The sequence below is a fragment of the Synechococcus sp. M16CYN genome, from assembly GCF_040371545.1.
Taxonomy (GTDB): Bacteria; Cyanobacteriota; Cyanobacteriia; order PCC-6307; family Cyanobiaceae; genus Parasynechococcus.
In genome coordinates, this window is sequence record NZ_AP029048.1 from 1,745,657 (window position 1) to 1,761,512 (window position 15,856).

Sequence of the window (15,856 nt, forward strand, 5' to 3'; positions counted from 1 at the left end):
TATCTTACGTAAGATAGAGGAATTGTATAAATGAAAAAGTAATTAATAATTTAAATTAGAAATTGCACAAGATGTTTTATATGCATAAAAAACTTTTTAATCTCGAGCTTAGTGATGCCTAGTAATAATAAAATTACACATATAAAGTATCAAACAATTGAGTGAAAACTTTATTAAATTATTACAGAAATATAAGCAGGTCAGCAGTATCAAAAGTCTTCCTGCTATTCTAAAGAGATAAATATCATTCATCTAAATAAATCTACCTATAGTTAATTAGCTGAGTAGATTACATCTATCTTATTTACCAGAGAGATTAAAACCATTTGTAGTTATTGATTAAATAGATCTTGACATCATATATCTTAATTATAAGACAGACTATATCACGTTTTAAACAATCATAGTTATTTACTATAACTGTAGAAAATAGCCTTGGTAGATTAGCTTTGAAAATGAGCTAAAGTATAAGATTGTCAATACTACTACAAGGACTAATTAAAACATCTTGTACTTAAAATAATAGCTTTAACCTTAACTACTACTGCAATTCAAGACAACTATAAACTCTAAAGAGATAAAACAATCATGTCATTAGAGACAATAGTGACTCTTGTAATTATAGGGTTTGAACTAATATTATGTTAGCTATGTCAAGTTAGGAGAATAACACAGAATAGCAGTATAATTATTATACTTATTAAGGCATAAAGTTATAAAATTATTTATTATATATAAATCAAAATGAGTAGCATCACCTTACTACTATCTTAAATAGAGAATTAAGACATTTTTAATTAAAAAGATTAATAAAAAATTATAAAATAAATTAAATATATTAATTGTAGTTATTATTAGCTAAAACTTAACTAGCTTGACTACTAGCAAGTACAAAATTTCTATAAAAATTAGTTATTAACTATATTAGGTTAATTTGTAATAAAGTATAGCCATTGCTAATAGAAATTATTATAAATGCTAATAATAAATAAATCTGTGTAATGTAGGATTACAATTAATGTTTAGTTTAAAAGGTTAAAAACTATACTTATTTACTGAAAAAGCAATATCAGAATCTTTAATATTTTCTAATCGTAAAATAAATCTTTTAAAAGTCCTTAAATGTTCTCAACAATTAGCTATTTTTAACCTTTAAAAGATACTAGATATTTTGATTATAAGTACTATCAATAGCTTTTTAAAATTTTCTTAAATACTTCTACCATTAATAGAACTTACCATAAACACCCACACGACCTAAAATAATATCTTAACTAAGTATTAATATCTTAGAAACTAAGTTTTAATGATTACTGAAGTATTATTCTAAACAATAATTATTAATATAATTTTTCATATACCTATTAAAACAAAATTAATGATCAACTAAAAATTTTAGTGTAATTATTAACAATAGTTTTATTTTAACCTTTATAATCTTAAAAATAAATTAACTATTTTAATTAACTTTTTAATCATTTAAATGATTCAACTTATGAGTTAAAAGTAATTTTTTATAATAAAATTGGCAATTTAATTAGCATAAGTAAAGCTTGATTGTTTTTAGAACAAACTATGATTAAAATAAGAGTTTACAAGTTTTAATCACAAAAATTTTAACTAGAGAAATAATCTGTTTTATATTAGATATACCTTTATTGAATTAAAATTAACGATAAGCTTAATATATACTATTTAATTTTTTACTTAAAATATGCTGTACGTGAAGACAATTTACAAATTTTAGTAATAAAAGATAAATATTTTTGAAATGCTTATCAATAACTAGTAATTTAAATATCCACTTTTATTAAAGACTAATTTTGTAATTATGCCTGTTTTTTAGAAGCTAACTAAAAATATAGTGAGCAAAGAAAATATAAATATTCAACTCTTAAGTAAGACAGTTATTTTAGAATAAATTACTTAATGTAAAGTGAGTAACTTTGCAATTATTCAGACAACAAGAACTACTTATCAAAAACTAATCTGTGCACAAAATGAATCATATCGAATGATAATAATCAGAGATGCAACAGTTAATATTTTAGTAGTGTTATATAAAATTAAAATATAGCTTATTATTAAAACGCAGATATGACTGAGAAAAAGCTATTGATCATTCTACATCCTTTAAATACCATTTTTTTACATTAATGGCTATTAATACTATAAGCATATTCTCTTATTTATACTATCTTCTATTAGAATTAATTTAGAAGTCTACCAATAATTTTATTTAGTATTTCGTATTTAATTTGTTGCTTTTATTTACTAGATTATGTAGCTTATCTATAATATATAGGCTAAGCATTATCTAAGCGTAATGCGTAGTTGAACTCACATATCAAAAGTACCACTCGGGAAGCTGACAATAGTGATGTTATTGATCGCGATGCAAACAGCGAGACAATCACTCCAATAAACTCAAGTAGGGGCGATCGGTATTAATTATCTTGAGAATAAAAAACGTGGGTGGTCAACTATCTTAGATTGACTTTTAACAGGCCCTCACCGCAGCCTTCTTAGAAATTACTACAATCACGACTTACTGCCTTAAGGTCTGCAATGGCTTGAGTGCCCCGACCACTTCCCAGCTGCTGGAGAATCAGATCGGCCTGAACCCCAAGGAGAAGAGTCTGACAAGAGAAAGCATTTCGCTTGTAAGCACGTTTTTGCAATATTTCAGCTTCGCCCAGGGCTCTCTGACAAAGCATTTGCTGACCGGTCTGTAAACAACCAAGAGCCCTGGTGTAAAAGTCATCAAACTCCGGGTTACGATTGCTTTGTGAACATAGGGTCAAAATTGTGAAAACTGTGACGGTACCGATAATCAGAGGCTACAGCGGTGATTTATTGACATGATAGTCGAGCTCTAAGACATTGCTTTGCCGTGTATACAGATTGGTCTGCCATTGCCCTGTTACTGTTCACAGCTGTGCCACTGCTTGTAATCGTGGGCACGGCTACGCTGTTTGTGTTGCGCAACAAAGAAAAAGCGCCCCTGGGCTGAAAGCCCAGTACCTAAACTTTGTTAGGTAAATCAAGTTTTACGTACTCACAGCTTTGATAAGCTAATGGTCGTGTAGCCGTGAGTACGGCGGTGGTTGTTGGAAGCGTCTTTAGCTAAACCAGACCGGAGGCAGACCCTTCAAGTATCGACCAGATCCTGTTTGAAGGCTGCCACCACCGTTACAGATCGCGTATGCTGATATGAATAACTCTAAAAGATAACTTGGGCTAGACTAAAGATTGTAGTGTCAATATTTTCTTCTAGTGACCTAACCGACAGCAAATCGTTACCGTCTAGTCCCATCCATGACCAGCTCTAGTTAGTCGAGACTTGCACAGTAACAAGGATCTAAAGCAGGGTTGGCTACCAGTTAGTTGGCCACGTTTAAAACGAAATTCTCACTATCAACTTGGATAGCGTCCAAGCACCCTACCTAGTGCCTTGACTGCTTTCTCACTTGGGAAATTTGCAACTGCTGCTATCACAGAGGAATAGGCCAATCATATGACCAGGCAAAAAGAGGGACGGTTTAGTCCAGGATCACAAAAAGAGCAAAATTTCACCGGCAGGGTCTCACGAAGCTAGTGGGTTCGCTTTTTCGTGCCATTTTGATGGGTCGGAAACAGAGCTCATTGATCGCCATCGGTAGCCGACAGAGATGGTAAGCGCGCAAAAGAGTCATTTACACAGGGCAACACTGCATTGCTACTGCCATTGGTGTTGCTACAGGTACTCACAATCGGCCGATTCAGGGTAGATGTCGTGCACGTTATTCCAAACCACATTTTGCTGTGAAAGGCTGACAGTTAAGCCCAGTGGAGCTCAAGTCAATACGTTAATGGCCGGGTGCATGCAACCACTCACAGACAGTCTTGTGGAGAATCGAGATCGTCAATAGCCACTTCCCATCGATAGCTCTATTCCTGCGAACAGCAAAGATAGGAACACTAGCTAGGGTGCGAGTCCTAACCGGCGACAGACCATGTAGCTCATGGTAGGCACGTTGAATACACGGGTGGTGATCTTTTGGTCGAGATGCAAAAGAGACAAACCAGTCTCATTACTAGAGGGCGGCCGAAAAGACCGCCCAGCCCAGCTAAATAGGTAGTCTTAAGGGTCAACCTTGAACACGATCCTTAAACATCTTGCCGGCGGTAAAGGCAGGCACGCGCTTTGCAGGGATCGCAATTTTCTCGCCAGTTTTGGGGTTTAAACCTTGGCGAGCCGAACGCTCACGAGGCTCAAAAGAGCCGAAACCAAGAATGGAAACCTTTTTACCTTCGACAACCGAGTAAATGATTGTGTCGATGGCGGCATCCACAACCATGGACACATCGGTTTTGGTGAGCTCAGTGCGAGCAGCAACCAGATTGACCAAATCGGCTTTGTTCATTTGAGAGGAAAGTATAGGAGGCGGAGACGGCTCTAATACGGCGTTATGGTCGCGCCGCTGCCCTCCCCAAGTGGTTTAATCGTATGGAGGACAACCGGTCGCTGCAAGCGAAATGTCTTGTGGCACAACGCTTTAGCTACTTCAAGGCGAATCACTCCAGCCGGAGTAGGGCACTAGATGCCCTCCTTTCAACCTTCCTAAGCCGGCTCCAGAAGCTAGTTGAGGACTGGATTGTTTAGGAATCCAAGACCGCAATTTAACCAGACTAGCCAACTGTCGAGGCCAGTGAAATGTACGGCGATTTCGCAATGGTCCGAGACATCCCGGACTTAATGGGGTCAGCAAACGCCCGCAGAACAAAAGTTCAATGGGTGCGGGCGCAAACACGACGGTACTGCCTGGGGTAGGGCCAGGGGTCCAAAGTAACCGCAATCCGCTAACGGTGGTGTGTTCCTCTTGAAAACGGTCGAGGCGAGTGACGTTTGGCAGCAAATAAGCTTCCTGTTCCTGCACTAAAACTGGCCAATCCAATTGTTGCTGCAAACGTTGCAAACGGCCGTGCCCTTCACGGCTCGTCAGTAGAATCCGTGGCTGGCGGGTCCCAGCCACGGATTTCAAAGAGGTGATTGTAGCTTCTGTTAACGGTGGGCAGTCAATTAAGACCGGCTCAGGTGCAATGTCTAACCACCAAGAACTACCGCCCTGGCAGTCTCGGTTCGGAGGAAATAACCAAAGATCGTCACGCACCTGCTGCGGCAGCTGACCATTTACTACAGCGGTTGTCATCGATAGCACTCAAAGACAAAACAAACTATTAACCTGGAAACCACATCATTAACCAGGCCTTGAGCGGCATTCACCCCGGCAAGCCCTGGCCGTTGGGCAGCAGTGCCACAGCGCGAGGAGTCAATTTTTCCTTGGCAGCTCCTGCTGCCAATCGCATTGAACTGCTGATCTACACAAATGGCAATGATCGATCCCCAGAACGCGTTATTGAACTGGGTAGTCATCGCCATTGGTCAGGAGATTACTGGAACGTCGAGATAGAAGGCCTTAGGGAGGGTTGTTGTTATGGCTACCGAGTGTTTGGTCCACTAGCACCTGGCTCCCATGGATTTTGTCCGTCCAAGGTGCTTCTCGATCCTGCGGCACGGGCTATCACAGGGTGGGAGGTCTACGACCGGGCCTTGGCCACAGGATCCTCACCCAATGCCCACGCCTGTCTAAAGGCTGTGGTAAGCGAACGAAAGAGATTTGATTTTGAATCCCATCCCAGACCTCGTCACAGCTGGCAACGGTCAGTAATTTACGAACTTCATGTCGGTGCTTTCACCAAGGGGATCGATTCAGGCCTTACTGACAATGCGCGGGGTACCTATGGCGGAGTCATTAAGAAGCTTCCTTATCTCAAAGAGCTTGGGATTACAGCAATTGAGCTTCTACCTATTTTCAGTTTTGATCCTACTGATGCACCTCCAGGAAGGAAAAATGTTTGGGGCTACAGCCCGGTGAATTGGTTCACACCTCATCACGGTTACTGTTTAGAAAATGACCCATTGCAAGGGCGGAATGAGATACGTCAGCTCGTCGCTGCTTGTCATGACGCAGGTATCGAAGTGCTGTTAGATGTTGTATACAATCACACTACAGAGGGCAACTCCCATGGTCCAACTATTAGCTGGCGTGGTTGCGCTGACACCATTTACTATCACCAAAACAGTAATGGTGACTACCTCGACGTAAGTGGATGCGGTAATTCAATTGCAGCGAACCAACCGCTTAGCACACAACTCATTCTAGAATCGATGCGTTGTTGGGCTATTGAATTAGGGGTTGATGGCTTCCGCTTCGACCTTGGTATTGAACTCAGTCGTGGCCAACAACTAGAGCCACTTGAATATCCCCCCCTTTTTGGGGCTATGGAAGCCGATCCTGAACTGAGCGACCTTAAATTAGTGAGCGAGCCTTGGGACTGCGGTGGCCTGTATCGATTGAATGATTTTCCCGCAAGACGAATTAGCACTTGGAACGGCCACTTCCGAGACGATTTGCGACGTTTTTGGAAAGGCGACGAGCACATTACATGGGCATTAGGCCAACGATTAGAGAGCAGTCCAGATCTCTACAACGGCAATCCTGTCGCTGTAGGCCGTTCAATAAATCTAATCACAGCCCACGACGGTTTCACTCTGGCAGATCTTGTTAGCTATGATCGTAAGCACAACCTGGCAAATGGGGAAAACAACCGCGATGGTGAAAACAACAATAATAGCTGGAATCACGGGATCGAAGGACCAACCACGCAACCCAAGGTGTTAGCGCTCCGACGAAGGCAGCAACGCAATCTACTGAGCACTCTACTCCTTGCACGTGGAGTACCAATGTTATTGATGGGCGACGAAGTGGGCCGTAGTCAAGGAGGAAATAACAACGCCTGGTGTCAAGACAGCCCGCTGGCGCGGATGATCTGGAATGAAGACCAATGTGACCTAGAATTAAAACTCTTTCTCACTCGTTTACTGAAGCTGCGTCGAGCTTTGCCTCAGCTATTTAATCCGCTCACTACTGCTCATGAAACCACAAAAGAATGTCCTCAAAACCATATAGATTTGTATCGTCAGTGGCATGGAGTGGAATTATCAAAACCCGATTGGGCAGCATGGTCTCGATCTGCAGCAACCAGCTTACATATGGGAAACCGTGGAGCGGCCTTGCTTTGGATGGGCTTTAATGCCCATAAAGAAGCGTTGAATTTTGAGCTTCCTGTGCCGACTTCACCATGGAAACGCTTAATTGATACATCACTTCCAGCCCCAATGGATTTTCCAAAACAACCGGTACCTTTTCAGGGTTTTAGTATTCTTTTGGAGAACCGGAGCTTCGTATTACTCGTAGCTCAAGATGAAGTTTCAAACTTGCGCTTGTAACTAAATAAATGTTTGAGAGCAAATTCTTAAAAGAAACCTTTAGTTTATTTTAAATAATATCAGAAATTTTTCCTCTATCACATTAGACTCAAAGACTATTACTTACTTAATAAATCAACAACAACTTTTGATAATGGAGTTAATTAATGAACACTAATTTTTAGAATAAAACATTAATTACCAACTAAATCATTAATCATATCTCATTAGCTTAAGCCAGGCTAAGATGTTATTTGTTTATTGCCTCTAGTATAAATAGCTATAAAAATCTTGAAGACAACATTTATTTCTGTTACGCTAGTGTTCAGGTTGATCAATCGTTTACCAGTATATGTAGCGAGGAATATAATAAATCAGAGTGAATTAATCAAAACTGCTGATATAGATCAATAACTAATAGATTCTGACTACTGAATTATATTCGTTATACGCTAGTATTTCGCATGTTAGATGGGTAGGAACATCTCAGCGACTACTACTGTGCATTTCGAAGCAATACGAACGTCTGCATCCGTAGCAAGTTGTTTTAACAAACCAGAAGTAAAAGCAGCTTTTATAACAGAAATCAAAATCCAGTATCTCTGGATAGTTACGATATGTCATCTTTGAAAGTTAAAACTTGATTCTACTTATTTACTGTTTGATCAAGCAGATATTAATTATTACTTTTATATATATAATTAATTTCTCTTTTTAACTAGCCCTTGATATTTGAAATCTAGATGATTAATGATCTTTGAAAAAATTTATATCGTTTATGTTTTAATCTCACTGTTCTAAATATCCCTTTCTAAATTACTGGTGACACTATATCTCCGTATATTTAAGACTAAAATAGTACATTCGAAAGTAAAACTTGAAAGATAGTCTCTGAAAAATTATCTGAGACGAGGGATTTTAAAATGTTATAAATTCATTTAAACAATAAAATTATTTGATACCTTAATGATTAAGAAAAAGTTTTCAGGGGTAATTTCGGCGGACTATAAACCTCAAAATAAAATTGTAGATGATTAAGTTCAGGCTAATTTTGCCGATGGCTTAAAATCTTATCAGGCTGATCATTAACTAAAGTTGAACTGAAAAAGCGGGCGGCGGGAATCGAACCCGCGTCATCAGCTTGGAAGGCTGAGGTCTTACCACTACACAACGCCCGCGTTAGTGCAAATAAACTACCTTGGTAAATAGAAATGATCCTTGCCTCGGTACGTCTGCATTATGACTGCCCGCCTACCTCCTATCCTCGCTTGACACCCTCGAAAACACAACCGCGTGTATCTAGTCGACGCCTCATAATGGCATATGGCTTCGGTGACGTCGGCACTGGCCTGACTGCAACGATACTAGGGTTTTATCTATTTCCATTCCTAACTTGCGCAGCAGGACTACCAGCTTTCATTGCTGGATCTTTACTAACTGTGATCAAAGTGTGGGACGCATTCAATGATCCCTTGATTGGCTGGATGAGTGATCACACGCGAAGCCATTGGGGCCCAAGATTGCCTTGGATGTTCGGAGCTTCGCTACCCTTGGGGATAAGTCTAGCATCAATGTGGTGGATTCCTGAGGGCAACACCACGCAGCTCACAGCGTATTACGCGGTGATGGCGATCCTGCTGATGACTGCCTATACCGGCGTGAATCTACCCTTCGCTGCTCTCTCCACAGAGCTTACACCAGACACCGCGACCCGAATTCGTTTGAATACAGCACGCTTTACTGGGTCAATTGTAGCTGGAACCCTGGGCTTGCTAATTGCTTTCCTTGTGTTGCCTCAAGGCGAAGAGGGATACATATTGATGGGCAAAATCGCTGGAGCGATCACCTTTGTCACAACCTTACTCTGCTGCTGGGGTCTGGCACCTTATGCCAAAAAAGCCCAACGTCCCAACGATGGCCGGGAACTACCCCTTCGACAGCTTCGTCGTATCTGCACTAACCCTCGGTTTACCAAAGTATTAGGGCTCTATCTGATGCTGTGGTTTGGGCTTCAGTTGATGCAAGTAGTTGCTTTGATCTGGTTAGTGCAAGTGCTCCACGTGCCAGCCAGGATTTCCACACTCCTTCTGTTGGCTTTCAACCTTGCCGCATTAGCTGGACTTCAACTGTGGAGCTTTCTTTCCAATAGATATGGACGCTTGAAATCACTTGGCTGGGGATCTGGTATTTGGATCACATCGTGCATTCTTTCCATGATGCTTTCCCCGATCCAAGAATACAGCCCTAGCACTGCGCTCATTCCGATTGTGGGGTTGATCATGCTTGTGGGGCTTGGAGCTTCAACTGCCTATTTGATTCCCTGGTCGCTTCTCTCGGACACGATTGACGCTGATCCTGCCCACCCTGCCGGACTTTACACAGCTTGTATGGTCTTTGGACAAAAGCTAATTATTGGCCTAAGCATGAGCGTATTTGGGGTGCTGTTATCTCTTACTGGCTATATATCAACTCAAAACTGCGATGGGGCATTGAATTTTGTTCAGCAGCCCAACACGGCCCAGCTCGCAATCAAACTCTGTATGGGATTGATTCCTGCTGTTTTTGTGACGCTCGGCCTTGTAGTCATACGAGGGTGGCCCGAGCGCCATGTTCATCTTAAAACAATCTCTGCTGGATGAAAATTCCACGCTCGCTAAAGCGCCTAGGCTCTAGCCTGTTGATCGGAGGCCAAGCCATCGCAGCAACGATGCGATGTCGTGTCAACATAGTTGAACTGTCCGACCAGTTACTTGAAACAGGTCCTGGCAGCCTGCTGATTGTATTGATTATTTCGTTAGCCGTAGGCTCAGTGTTCAATATTCAGGTGGCTGCTGAGCTTACCCGCCAAGGAGCGGCATCTACCATTGGAGGTATTCTTGCGATTGGACTGGCCCGAGAAATCGCACCACTACTGACCGCTTGTCTACTAGCGGGCAAGGTGGCAACTGCCTATGCAGCGCAGTTAGGAGCTATGAAAGTAACCGAGCAAATTGACGCGATCACCATGTTGCGCACCGACCCGGTGGAGTATCTGGTGGTGCCGAGACTGATTGCTTTAGTGGTAATGGCTCCACTACAGTGCTTTTTCTTCTTCATAGTAGCTATCTGGTCTGGTCACATCACCAGCACGGCCGTTTATAGCATCCCTCCAACGGTGTTCTGGACCTCGGTTCGTACTTGGATAGACTTACAAGATTTACTGCTTATGTTAGTGAAGGCGACCGTATTTGGACTCATAATTGCTATCATCGCCTGTGGATGGGGTCTGACCACTGAAGGAGGTCCGAAGGAGGTGGGTACCAGCACCACTGGGGCTGTGGTGACAATTCTGGTTCTGGTATGCATCATGGACGTGGTTTTAACCCAGGTGCTGTTCAGCGCATGATGAATTCGACCGCCAGCGTGATATTGCGCCCTGAGCCCCGTCTTCCACTGGTGACGATGATTATGGGAGGAGTTTTGATCCCCTTGCCTTGGCGTCCTTGGCCAACTCTTGTAGTGATTGTGTTTGGTCTGTTTCTCCTGATTCAAACTGCAATCCTGCGTTTGGAATTCGATGACAGGGCCTTAATTATACGACAAAATGATGCTGAACTGCGCCGCTTCCCCTACGACCAATGGCTGGCTTGGCGACTCTTTGCCCCCTGGCTACCAGGCTTATTCTACTTTCGTGAAACTAAAAACATTCACTTACTCCCAATCCTGTTTAGTCCCAGCGAGCTGCGTACACAATTAAAACAAAGGATGGGAAGCCTGGAAATACCCAAACAGTAATCTTCCGATCTACTTTTGGCCAACGCGGGAAAAGTATCACCCCGAAGCTATTTAACACTATCGCACAGCAAATCGACTCATGGTCGATTACTATCTGTCGCGGTACCCTCGTCAGCTGGAACTTAAGGAAAGAGGTCCAGTACTTGAGACGCGATGAACAACGAGATCAAACAAGCATCGCAAACAACACCAACGGCGGAATCAGTTGTTGAGGTTTTGCCTGCCACATCAGAAACATCTAACCCGGCCTTCGACAACCCAGTGCTGGAGCTAGCCCTCCAAGATCTTAAAGCGCGCCGGGACGAGCTGGGCGCAGAGATTGCCGAACTGACCGATCGCAAGCGCCAACTTGACGCTGAACTCAAGACATCCTTTGCTGGCCAGTCTGATGCCATCGCCAGACGGGTAAAAGGCTTTCAGGAGTACCTAGGCGGCGCTCTTGAACATCTCGTGCAGTCGGTAGAAAACCTAGATTTGGTGACGCAGCCAATGGTGGTTCAGCCATCACCGATAGACCAATCGGTCGAGAAAGATCAAGGGGTTGCGGGCAATGGCGGTGCTGTTGTAGCACCGGCCATGGCCGTAGCGGACACTTTTCGTCCAGATGAGTCTTTGATTCGCAGTGCTCTGAAACGCTTCCTACAACAACCTGACGTTTACGCTGACCCCTGGAATCTGCGACGCAGCATCGATACCCGCGATACGGCTCTGCTGGAAGACTGGTTTTTTAATCAAGGCGGTCGTGGAGCCCAACCCAGCCGCGGCAGCCGCTTCCGCAACATTCTACTGAGTGCAGCCCTCATAGCAATCATTGGTGAGCTGTACGGAGCGCAGTTCCAATGCCTGGTGTTAGCAAAAACCCCAGAACGACTTGGGGAGTGGCGGCGTGGGTTGCAGGATGCGTTGGGCTTAAGCCGGGAGGACTTTGGACCTAACAGCGGCATCGCGCTGTTTGAGCGATCGGAAGCCCTGGTGGAACGAGCTGACCGGCTAGAAGAACGTGGTGAGCTGCCATTGATCCTGATTGATACTGCTGAACGTAGCGTAGCGATTCCTGTGCTTCAGTTTCCGCTCTGGTTGGCTTTTGCCGCCAGTCCGAATGAAAGGCTCGACGACGACTCGCTTTAATGTCCACTACACTCTTACTGTTGGCGCTCGGCTATGTGCTGGGCTCCGTCCCTAACGGCTACCTAGCCGGCAAGTGGTTCAAAGGGATCGACTTGCGTCGGTGCGGATCGGGTAGTACTGGTGCCACCAACGTGCTGCGCAATGTAGGCAAAGGCCCTGCCCTTGTTGTTTCTTTGTTGGATATGAGCAAAGGAGCAGTAGCAGTGATGCTGGCTAAAACCTTCGGGCTCAGTGACTGGATACAGGCGATGGCTGGTCTCGCAGCTTTGGCCGGTCATATCTGGCCAGTGTGGCTCGGATGGAAGGGCGGGAAAGCGGTAGCAACAGGTCTAGGTATGCTATTAGGCCTAACATGGCCAGTGGGATTCGCCTGCGTTGGCGTCTTTGTGGCCACGATCTTTCTGTTCAGAATCGTTTCGCTTTCAAGCGTGGTAGCAGCCCTCAGCTTGCCGGTTCTAATGGTGGTCTCTGGCCAAAGCAGCGCTTACTTGGCTATTGCACTGATGGCGATGGTGTTAGTACTTTGGCGACATCGCAGCAACGTCAAACGGCTAATCGCTGGCACAGAGCCGAAAATTGGCCAGAAACGAGAAGCCTGAAGCTGAAGGTTTGTTGATTTAGCCGATTAATTAATCCAGCAAAAGCGACTGGGAAAGCAAGCTGACTTCATTGGACTACTTCACACCTTTAACTTTTACTCCGATCATCGCAAGGATTAAACATCGGAGTGAGCAAGCTGAGGTAATCGAAATTTACAAAAAGTTTACCTGTATCACATACTAGTACAAATTGAGACTGTTTTGGTTAAAATCTGATGCTTAATTAAAGTTTTTCAATAAAAAGTCAGTAAAACAGTCGCTAAAGAGATAGGCTTTATTCAAGCAATCATCAAAGTTGATCCCTTTAAAGATGCGTGATGAATTTAATGACTCCGAGATTTACTGAACTGAAATTCTTGGCAGCATAACTGTAATCACCAGCGAATTGTTCCGATCTTACGCCGTAATATTTTGTACCTGTAAATCAGTTTTACTAAGGAGAAGTCTGTTGAACCAATTCAGCAAACCTACAGTTAAGTGTGAGTATTTCCCTGCTTTACCGCTATAAAGGTTGATTAATTCTATGTAAATACCATATCAATAATTTTCTAATTAATGGATAATCGATGACAGTTTCTTATTTTATTTCTTCTTAACGATCTGGTCAAATAGGTTTGTCTAACTGCTGACTAAAGCCAAACCGGGGATAAATAGAAGGTTAATTTTTTCAAATCGTGCGATAGTGAGCATTATAGTATCGACATTAGTGCTAGTGCTACCCATAAAGTCTTGAGTAAACTGGTATCGATGGCATTTACACTATTTAGAAACCTATAGAGATATCTTGTATAACTATCTAGTTTGTAGGAACAGTGTTGTCATTTTTATGCGTTAACTATAGCAATTATTAATAAGTATCTGATGGGTTTAACTTTAAGTCTTAGATCTTGAGATTAATAAATAATGAGCTCTTTGATGATATTGATCATCTAATTAAAGTAGATTTTGCTATGAACCAACCAAAGTTCTACAACAAGCCGCAAACGCTAACCCAGGATGCTCAGCTTTCGTGATGGGCCGACCGATCACGAGTTGTGAGGCCCCTGCAGCAACCGTTTCTCTAGGTCCCATCACCCGCGCTTGATCAGTCATGTCATCACCCTTAAAACGAATTCCTGGGGTTACTAAAGCAAAGGGATCCGGATACTGGCGCCGAAGGACGGCAGTCTCGAGCGGGGAACACACACAACCACCAACACCAGAGTCCGCCGCTAACTTTGTCAAAGTCAATACCCGCTGAGTAATGCTCTCGGTGAGAGTTAGATCTCGCTGCATTTGCTTCTCCTCCCAACTGGTCAGCACCGTTGTTGCCAAAAGCGTTGGTATTGCCAAGCCAACCGATTGTGCTCCTTCTATTGCCGCGGTTTGAGATGCTTTTAAAGCCTTACTTCCAGCACAGGCATGCACTGTGATCAGTTCAGCCCCAAGAACTGCTGCGTATCGACAGGAGCTGGCCATAGTGGCCGGAATGTCATGAAATTTTAGATCAAGAAAAACTCGCAGCCCCTGTTGCTGTAGTTGGGTTACCACACTGGGACCAGCTTGAATAAATAGTTCCAGCCCCACTTTCACCCAACGCAATCCAGCAACATCAAGACTGAATGTCAACGCCTGATTAGGTGTCATACCATCGAGGGCAACAATGATCCGATCAGCTGGATCAGCAGACAGCATCGATGGTATGACACAAGTCAGCCTTAGCTTAAAACAAGGCCATCGACCTGAAGTTCTGTAGCGAGGACCTTTGTATCTAAACCGTATCGTGAAACATTTAGGAGGTTAACCGCCTAAATGTTTTCTTGCCTAATCGCAATACCTTGCCATCGAGATCGGCTGCCGATGCAAATTCCTGATTCGGATCAGTGATTCTCTTGCCTTCTAACCAAGCGGCGCCGCCTTTGATCTGACGTCGAGCTTCACTACTACTAGCGCAAATGCCCACAGCCCTAAGCAAATAAAAAGCCTTGGCAGGAAAACCCACGTTTGCTAAAGATGCTGCAGGAACGTCGGCCGACTCACCACCAGTACCAGTAACCAGTCGGGCCGCATCCGTCTGAGCTTTCTGAGCTAAATCGTAGCCGTAACGGCTGGCGGTAATCGTCAATGCCATTGCTTCTTGTTTTTCGCGTGGATCCACCGGTAACGAATCCAGATTTAGATCGGTCAGCAACGTCACGTAGTCGTCGACTGCTGTATCGCTAACTTTCTCAAGCTTAGAATACATTGAAAGCGGATCCTCTTCCAGATCGACTGTGTTTCCAAGACTTTTACTCATTTTCTGTACCCCATCTAGGCCCACAAGGATTGGCAGCAGTAAACCGAATTGTGTGCTACTACCGAAATAACGTTGCATATCACGCCCCATTGCCACATTAAATTTTTGATCTGTACCTCCGAGTTCCACATCGGCATTTACCGCGACTGAATCATAACCCTGTAGCAGTGGATAAAGGAACTCATGCAATGCGATAGGGACACCACTGGCATATCGGTTGGAGAAATCTTCTTTCGCGAGCATCTGTCCTACCGTTCCAGTCCCCAACAATCCAATCACCGTTGGAAGATCCATTCCCTCCAACCATTCGCTGTTGTACCGAATCTCTAATCGATTAGGGGTCTCGAAATCAAGCAACGCACTCTCCTTGGGCTGTTGCTGACCTAACTGACGTAAATAAGTGGCGGCATTAGTTGCCACATCTTCTTTACTCAACTGCACTCGAGTGGTGTTTGTACCCGTGGGATCGCCAATCCGCGCAGTGAAATCCCCAATGATCAACACTGCGGTGTGGCCAGCGTCTTGAAATGCACGCAGTTTCCGAAATAAAATGCTGTGCCCGAGATGAATATTGCTACCTGTAGGATCGATACCCAGCTTTACCCGCAGAGGCCGACCCTCAGTTTCTGCTGCAGCTAAACGTGCTGCAAAAGATTGATCGGTGTCAATGGGGTCACCTGTAGGGAATAAATCGGCCATGCCGCGGCTCAACCATGACGGTAAAGGCCCAATGGAATCCGGCATGGGAACGCGAAAAGAGGTGTGCGG

General features: G+C 43.6%; 12 protein-coding genes and 1 tRNA gene. 6 read left to right on the top strand and 7 right to left on the bottom strand.

What is annotated here, in order from left to right:
• Nucleotides 1-2,525 precede the first annotated feature (2,525 nt).
• From ABWV55_RS08305 to ABWV55_RS08320, 4 genes are all read right to left on the bottom strand, one after another.
• A complete protein-coding gene (locus ABWV55_RS08305; RefSeq protein WP_353291598.1) occupies nucleotides 2,526-2,804 on the bottom strand; it encodes a hypothetical protein in 279 nt (92 codons plus the stop codon).
• Between the two features lie 768 nt (nucleotides 2,805-3,572).
• Nucleotides 3,573-3,695 carry a hypothetical protein gene (locus ABWV55_RS08310; protein ID WP_353291599.1) on the bottom strand — a complete coding sequence of 41 codons (123 nt, stop codon included), beginning with the start codon at nucleotides 3,693-3,695 and terminating at the stop codon, nucleotides 3,573-3,575.
• A 435-nt stretch (nucleotides 3,696-4,130) separates the two neighbouring features.
• On the bottom strand, nucleotides 4,131-4,406 hold the full coding sequence (locus tag ABWV55_RS08315; RefSeq protein ID WP_353291600.1) for an HU family DNA-binding protein: 276 nt from the start codon (nucleotides 4,404-4,406) through the stop codon (nucleotides 4,131-4,133).
• Nucleotides 4,407-4,547: 141 nt separating this feature from the next.
• Nucleotides 4,548-5,192, bottom strand: coding sequence for an MBL fold metallo-hydrolase (locus ABWV55_RS08320; protein ID WP_353291601.1), 645 nt, complete (start codon nucleotides 5,190-5,192; stop codon nucleotides 4,548-4,550).
• 59 nt (nucleotides 5,193-5,251) lie between these two features.
• Here ABWV55_RS08320 and ABWV55_RS08325 point away from each other — a divergent pair, with 59 nt between their 5' ends.
• Complete coding sequence (locus ABWV55_RS08325; RefSeq protein WP_353291602.1) at nucleotides 5,252-7,333, top strand: isoamylase; 2,082 nt, start codon at nucleotides 5,252-5,254, stop codon at nucleotides 7,331-7,333.
• Between the two features lie 1,086 nt (nucleotides 7,334-8,419).
• On the opposite strand, the gene ABWV55_RS08330 is transcribed toward ABWV55_RS08325, so the two are convergent.
• Nucleotides 8,420-8,490: transfer RNA gene (locus ABWV55_RS08330), tRNA-Gly, on the bottom strand.
• A 138-nt stretch (nucleotides 8,491-8,628) separates the two neighbouring features.
• On the opposite strand from ABWV55_RS08330, the gene ABWV55_RS08335 reads away from it, so the two are divergent.
• The 5 genes from ABWV55_RS08335 to plsY all read left to right on the top strand — a co-directional run bounded on the left by ABWV55_RS08335 (nucleotide 8,629) and on the right by plsY (nucleotide 12,813).
• Nucleotides 8,629-9,951, top strand: a complete 1,323-nt coding sequence (locus ABWV55_RS08335; RefSeq protein WP_353292713.1) for an MFS transporter — start codon at nucleotides 8,629-8,631, stop codon at nucleotides 9,949-9,951.
• On the top strand, nucleotides 9,948-10,697 hold the full coding sequence (locus ABWV55_RS08340) for an ABC transporter permease (RefSeq protein WP_353291603.1): 750 nt from the start codon (nucleotides 9,948-9,950) through the stop codon (nucleotides 10,695-10,697). The genes ABWV55_RS08335 and ABWV55_RS08340 overlap by 4 nt, the downstream gene beginning before the upstream one ends.
• Nucleotides 10,694-11,086, top strand: a complete 393-nt coding sequence (locus ABWV55_RS08345; RefSeq protein WP_353292714.1) for a DUF3119 family protein — start codon at nucleotides 10,694-10,696, stop codon at nucleotides 11,084-11,086. Before ABWV55_RS08340 ends, ABWV55_RS08345 begins: the two co-directional genes overlap by 4 nt.
• Nucleotides 11,087-11,239: 153 nt before the next feature.
• Nucleotides 11,240-12,214: a DUF3086 domain-containing protein gene (locus ABWV55_RS08350; RefSeq protein WP_353291604.1), complete on the top strand. Its 975-nt coding sequence runs from the start codon at nucleotides 11,240-11,242 to the stop codon at nucleotides 12,212-12,214.
• Nucleotides 12,214-12,813: a glycerol-3-phosphate 1-O-acyltransferase PlsY gene (gene plsY / locus ABWV55_RS08355; protein WP_353291605.1), complete on the top strand. Its 600-nt coding sequence runs from the start codon at nucleotides 12,214-12,216 to the stop codon at nucleotides 12,811-12,813. Before ABWV55_RS08350 ends, plsY begins: the two co-directional genes overlap by 1 nt.
• Before the next feature lie 948 nt (nucleotides 12,814-13,761).
• Here plsY and pyrF read toward each other — a convergent pair.
• Both pyrF and tyrS read right to left on the bottom strand, forming a co-directional pair.
• Nucleotides 13,762-14,487, bottom strand: coding sequence for an orotidine-5'-phosphate decarboxylase (gene pyrF, locus ABWV55_RS08360; RefSeq protein ID WP_353291606.1), 726 nt, complete (start codon nucleotides 14,485-14,487; stop codon nucleotides 13,762-13,764).
• Between the two features lie 97 nt (nucleotides 14,488-14,584).
• Nucleotides 14,585-15,832, bottom strand: coding sequence for a tyrosine--tRNA ligase (gene tyrS, locus ABWV55_RS08365; RefSeq protein WP_353292715.1), 1,248 nt, complete (start codon nucleotides 15,830-15,832; stop codon nucleotides 14,585-14,587).
• Nucleotides 15,833-15,856: the final 24 nt, after the last annotated feature.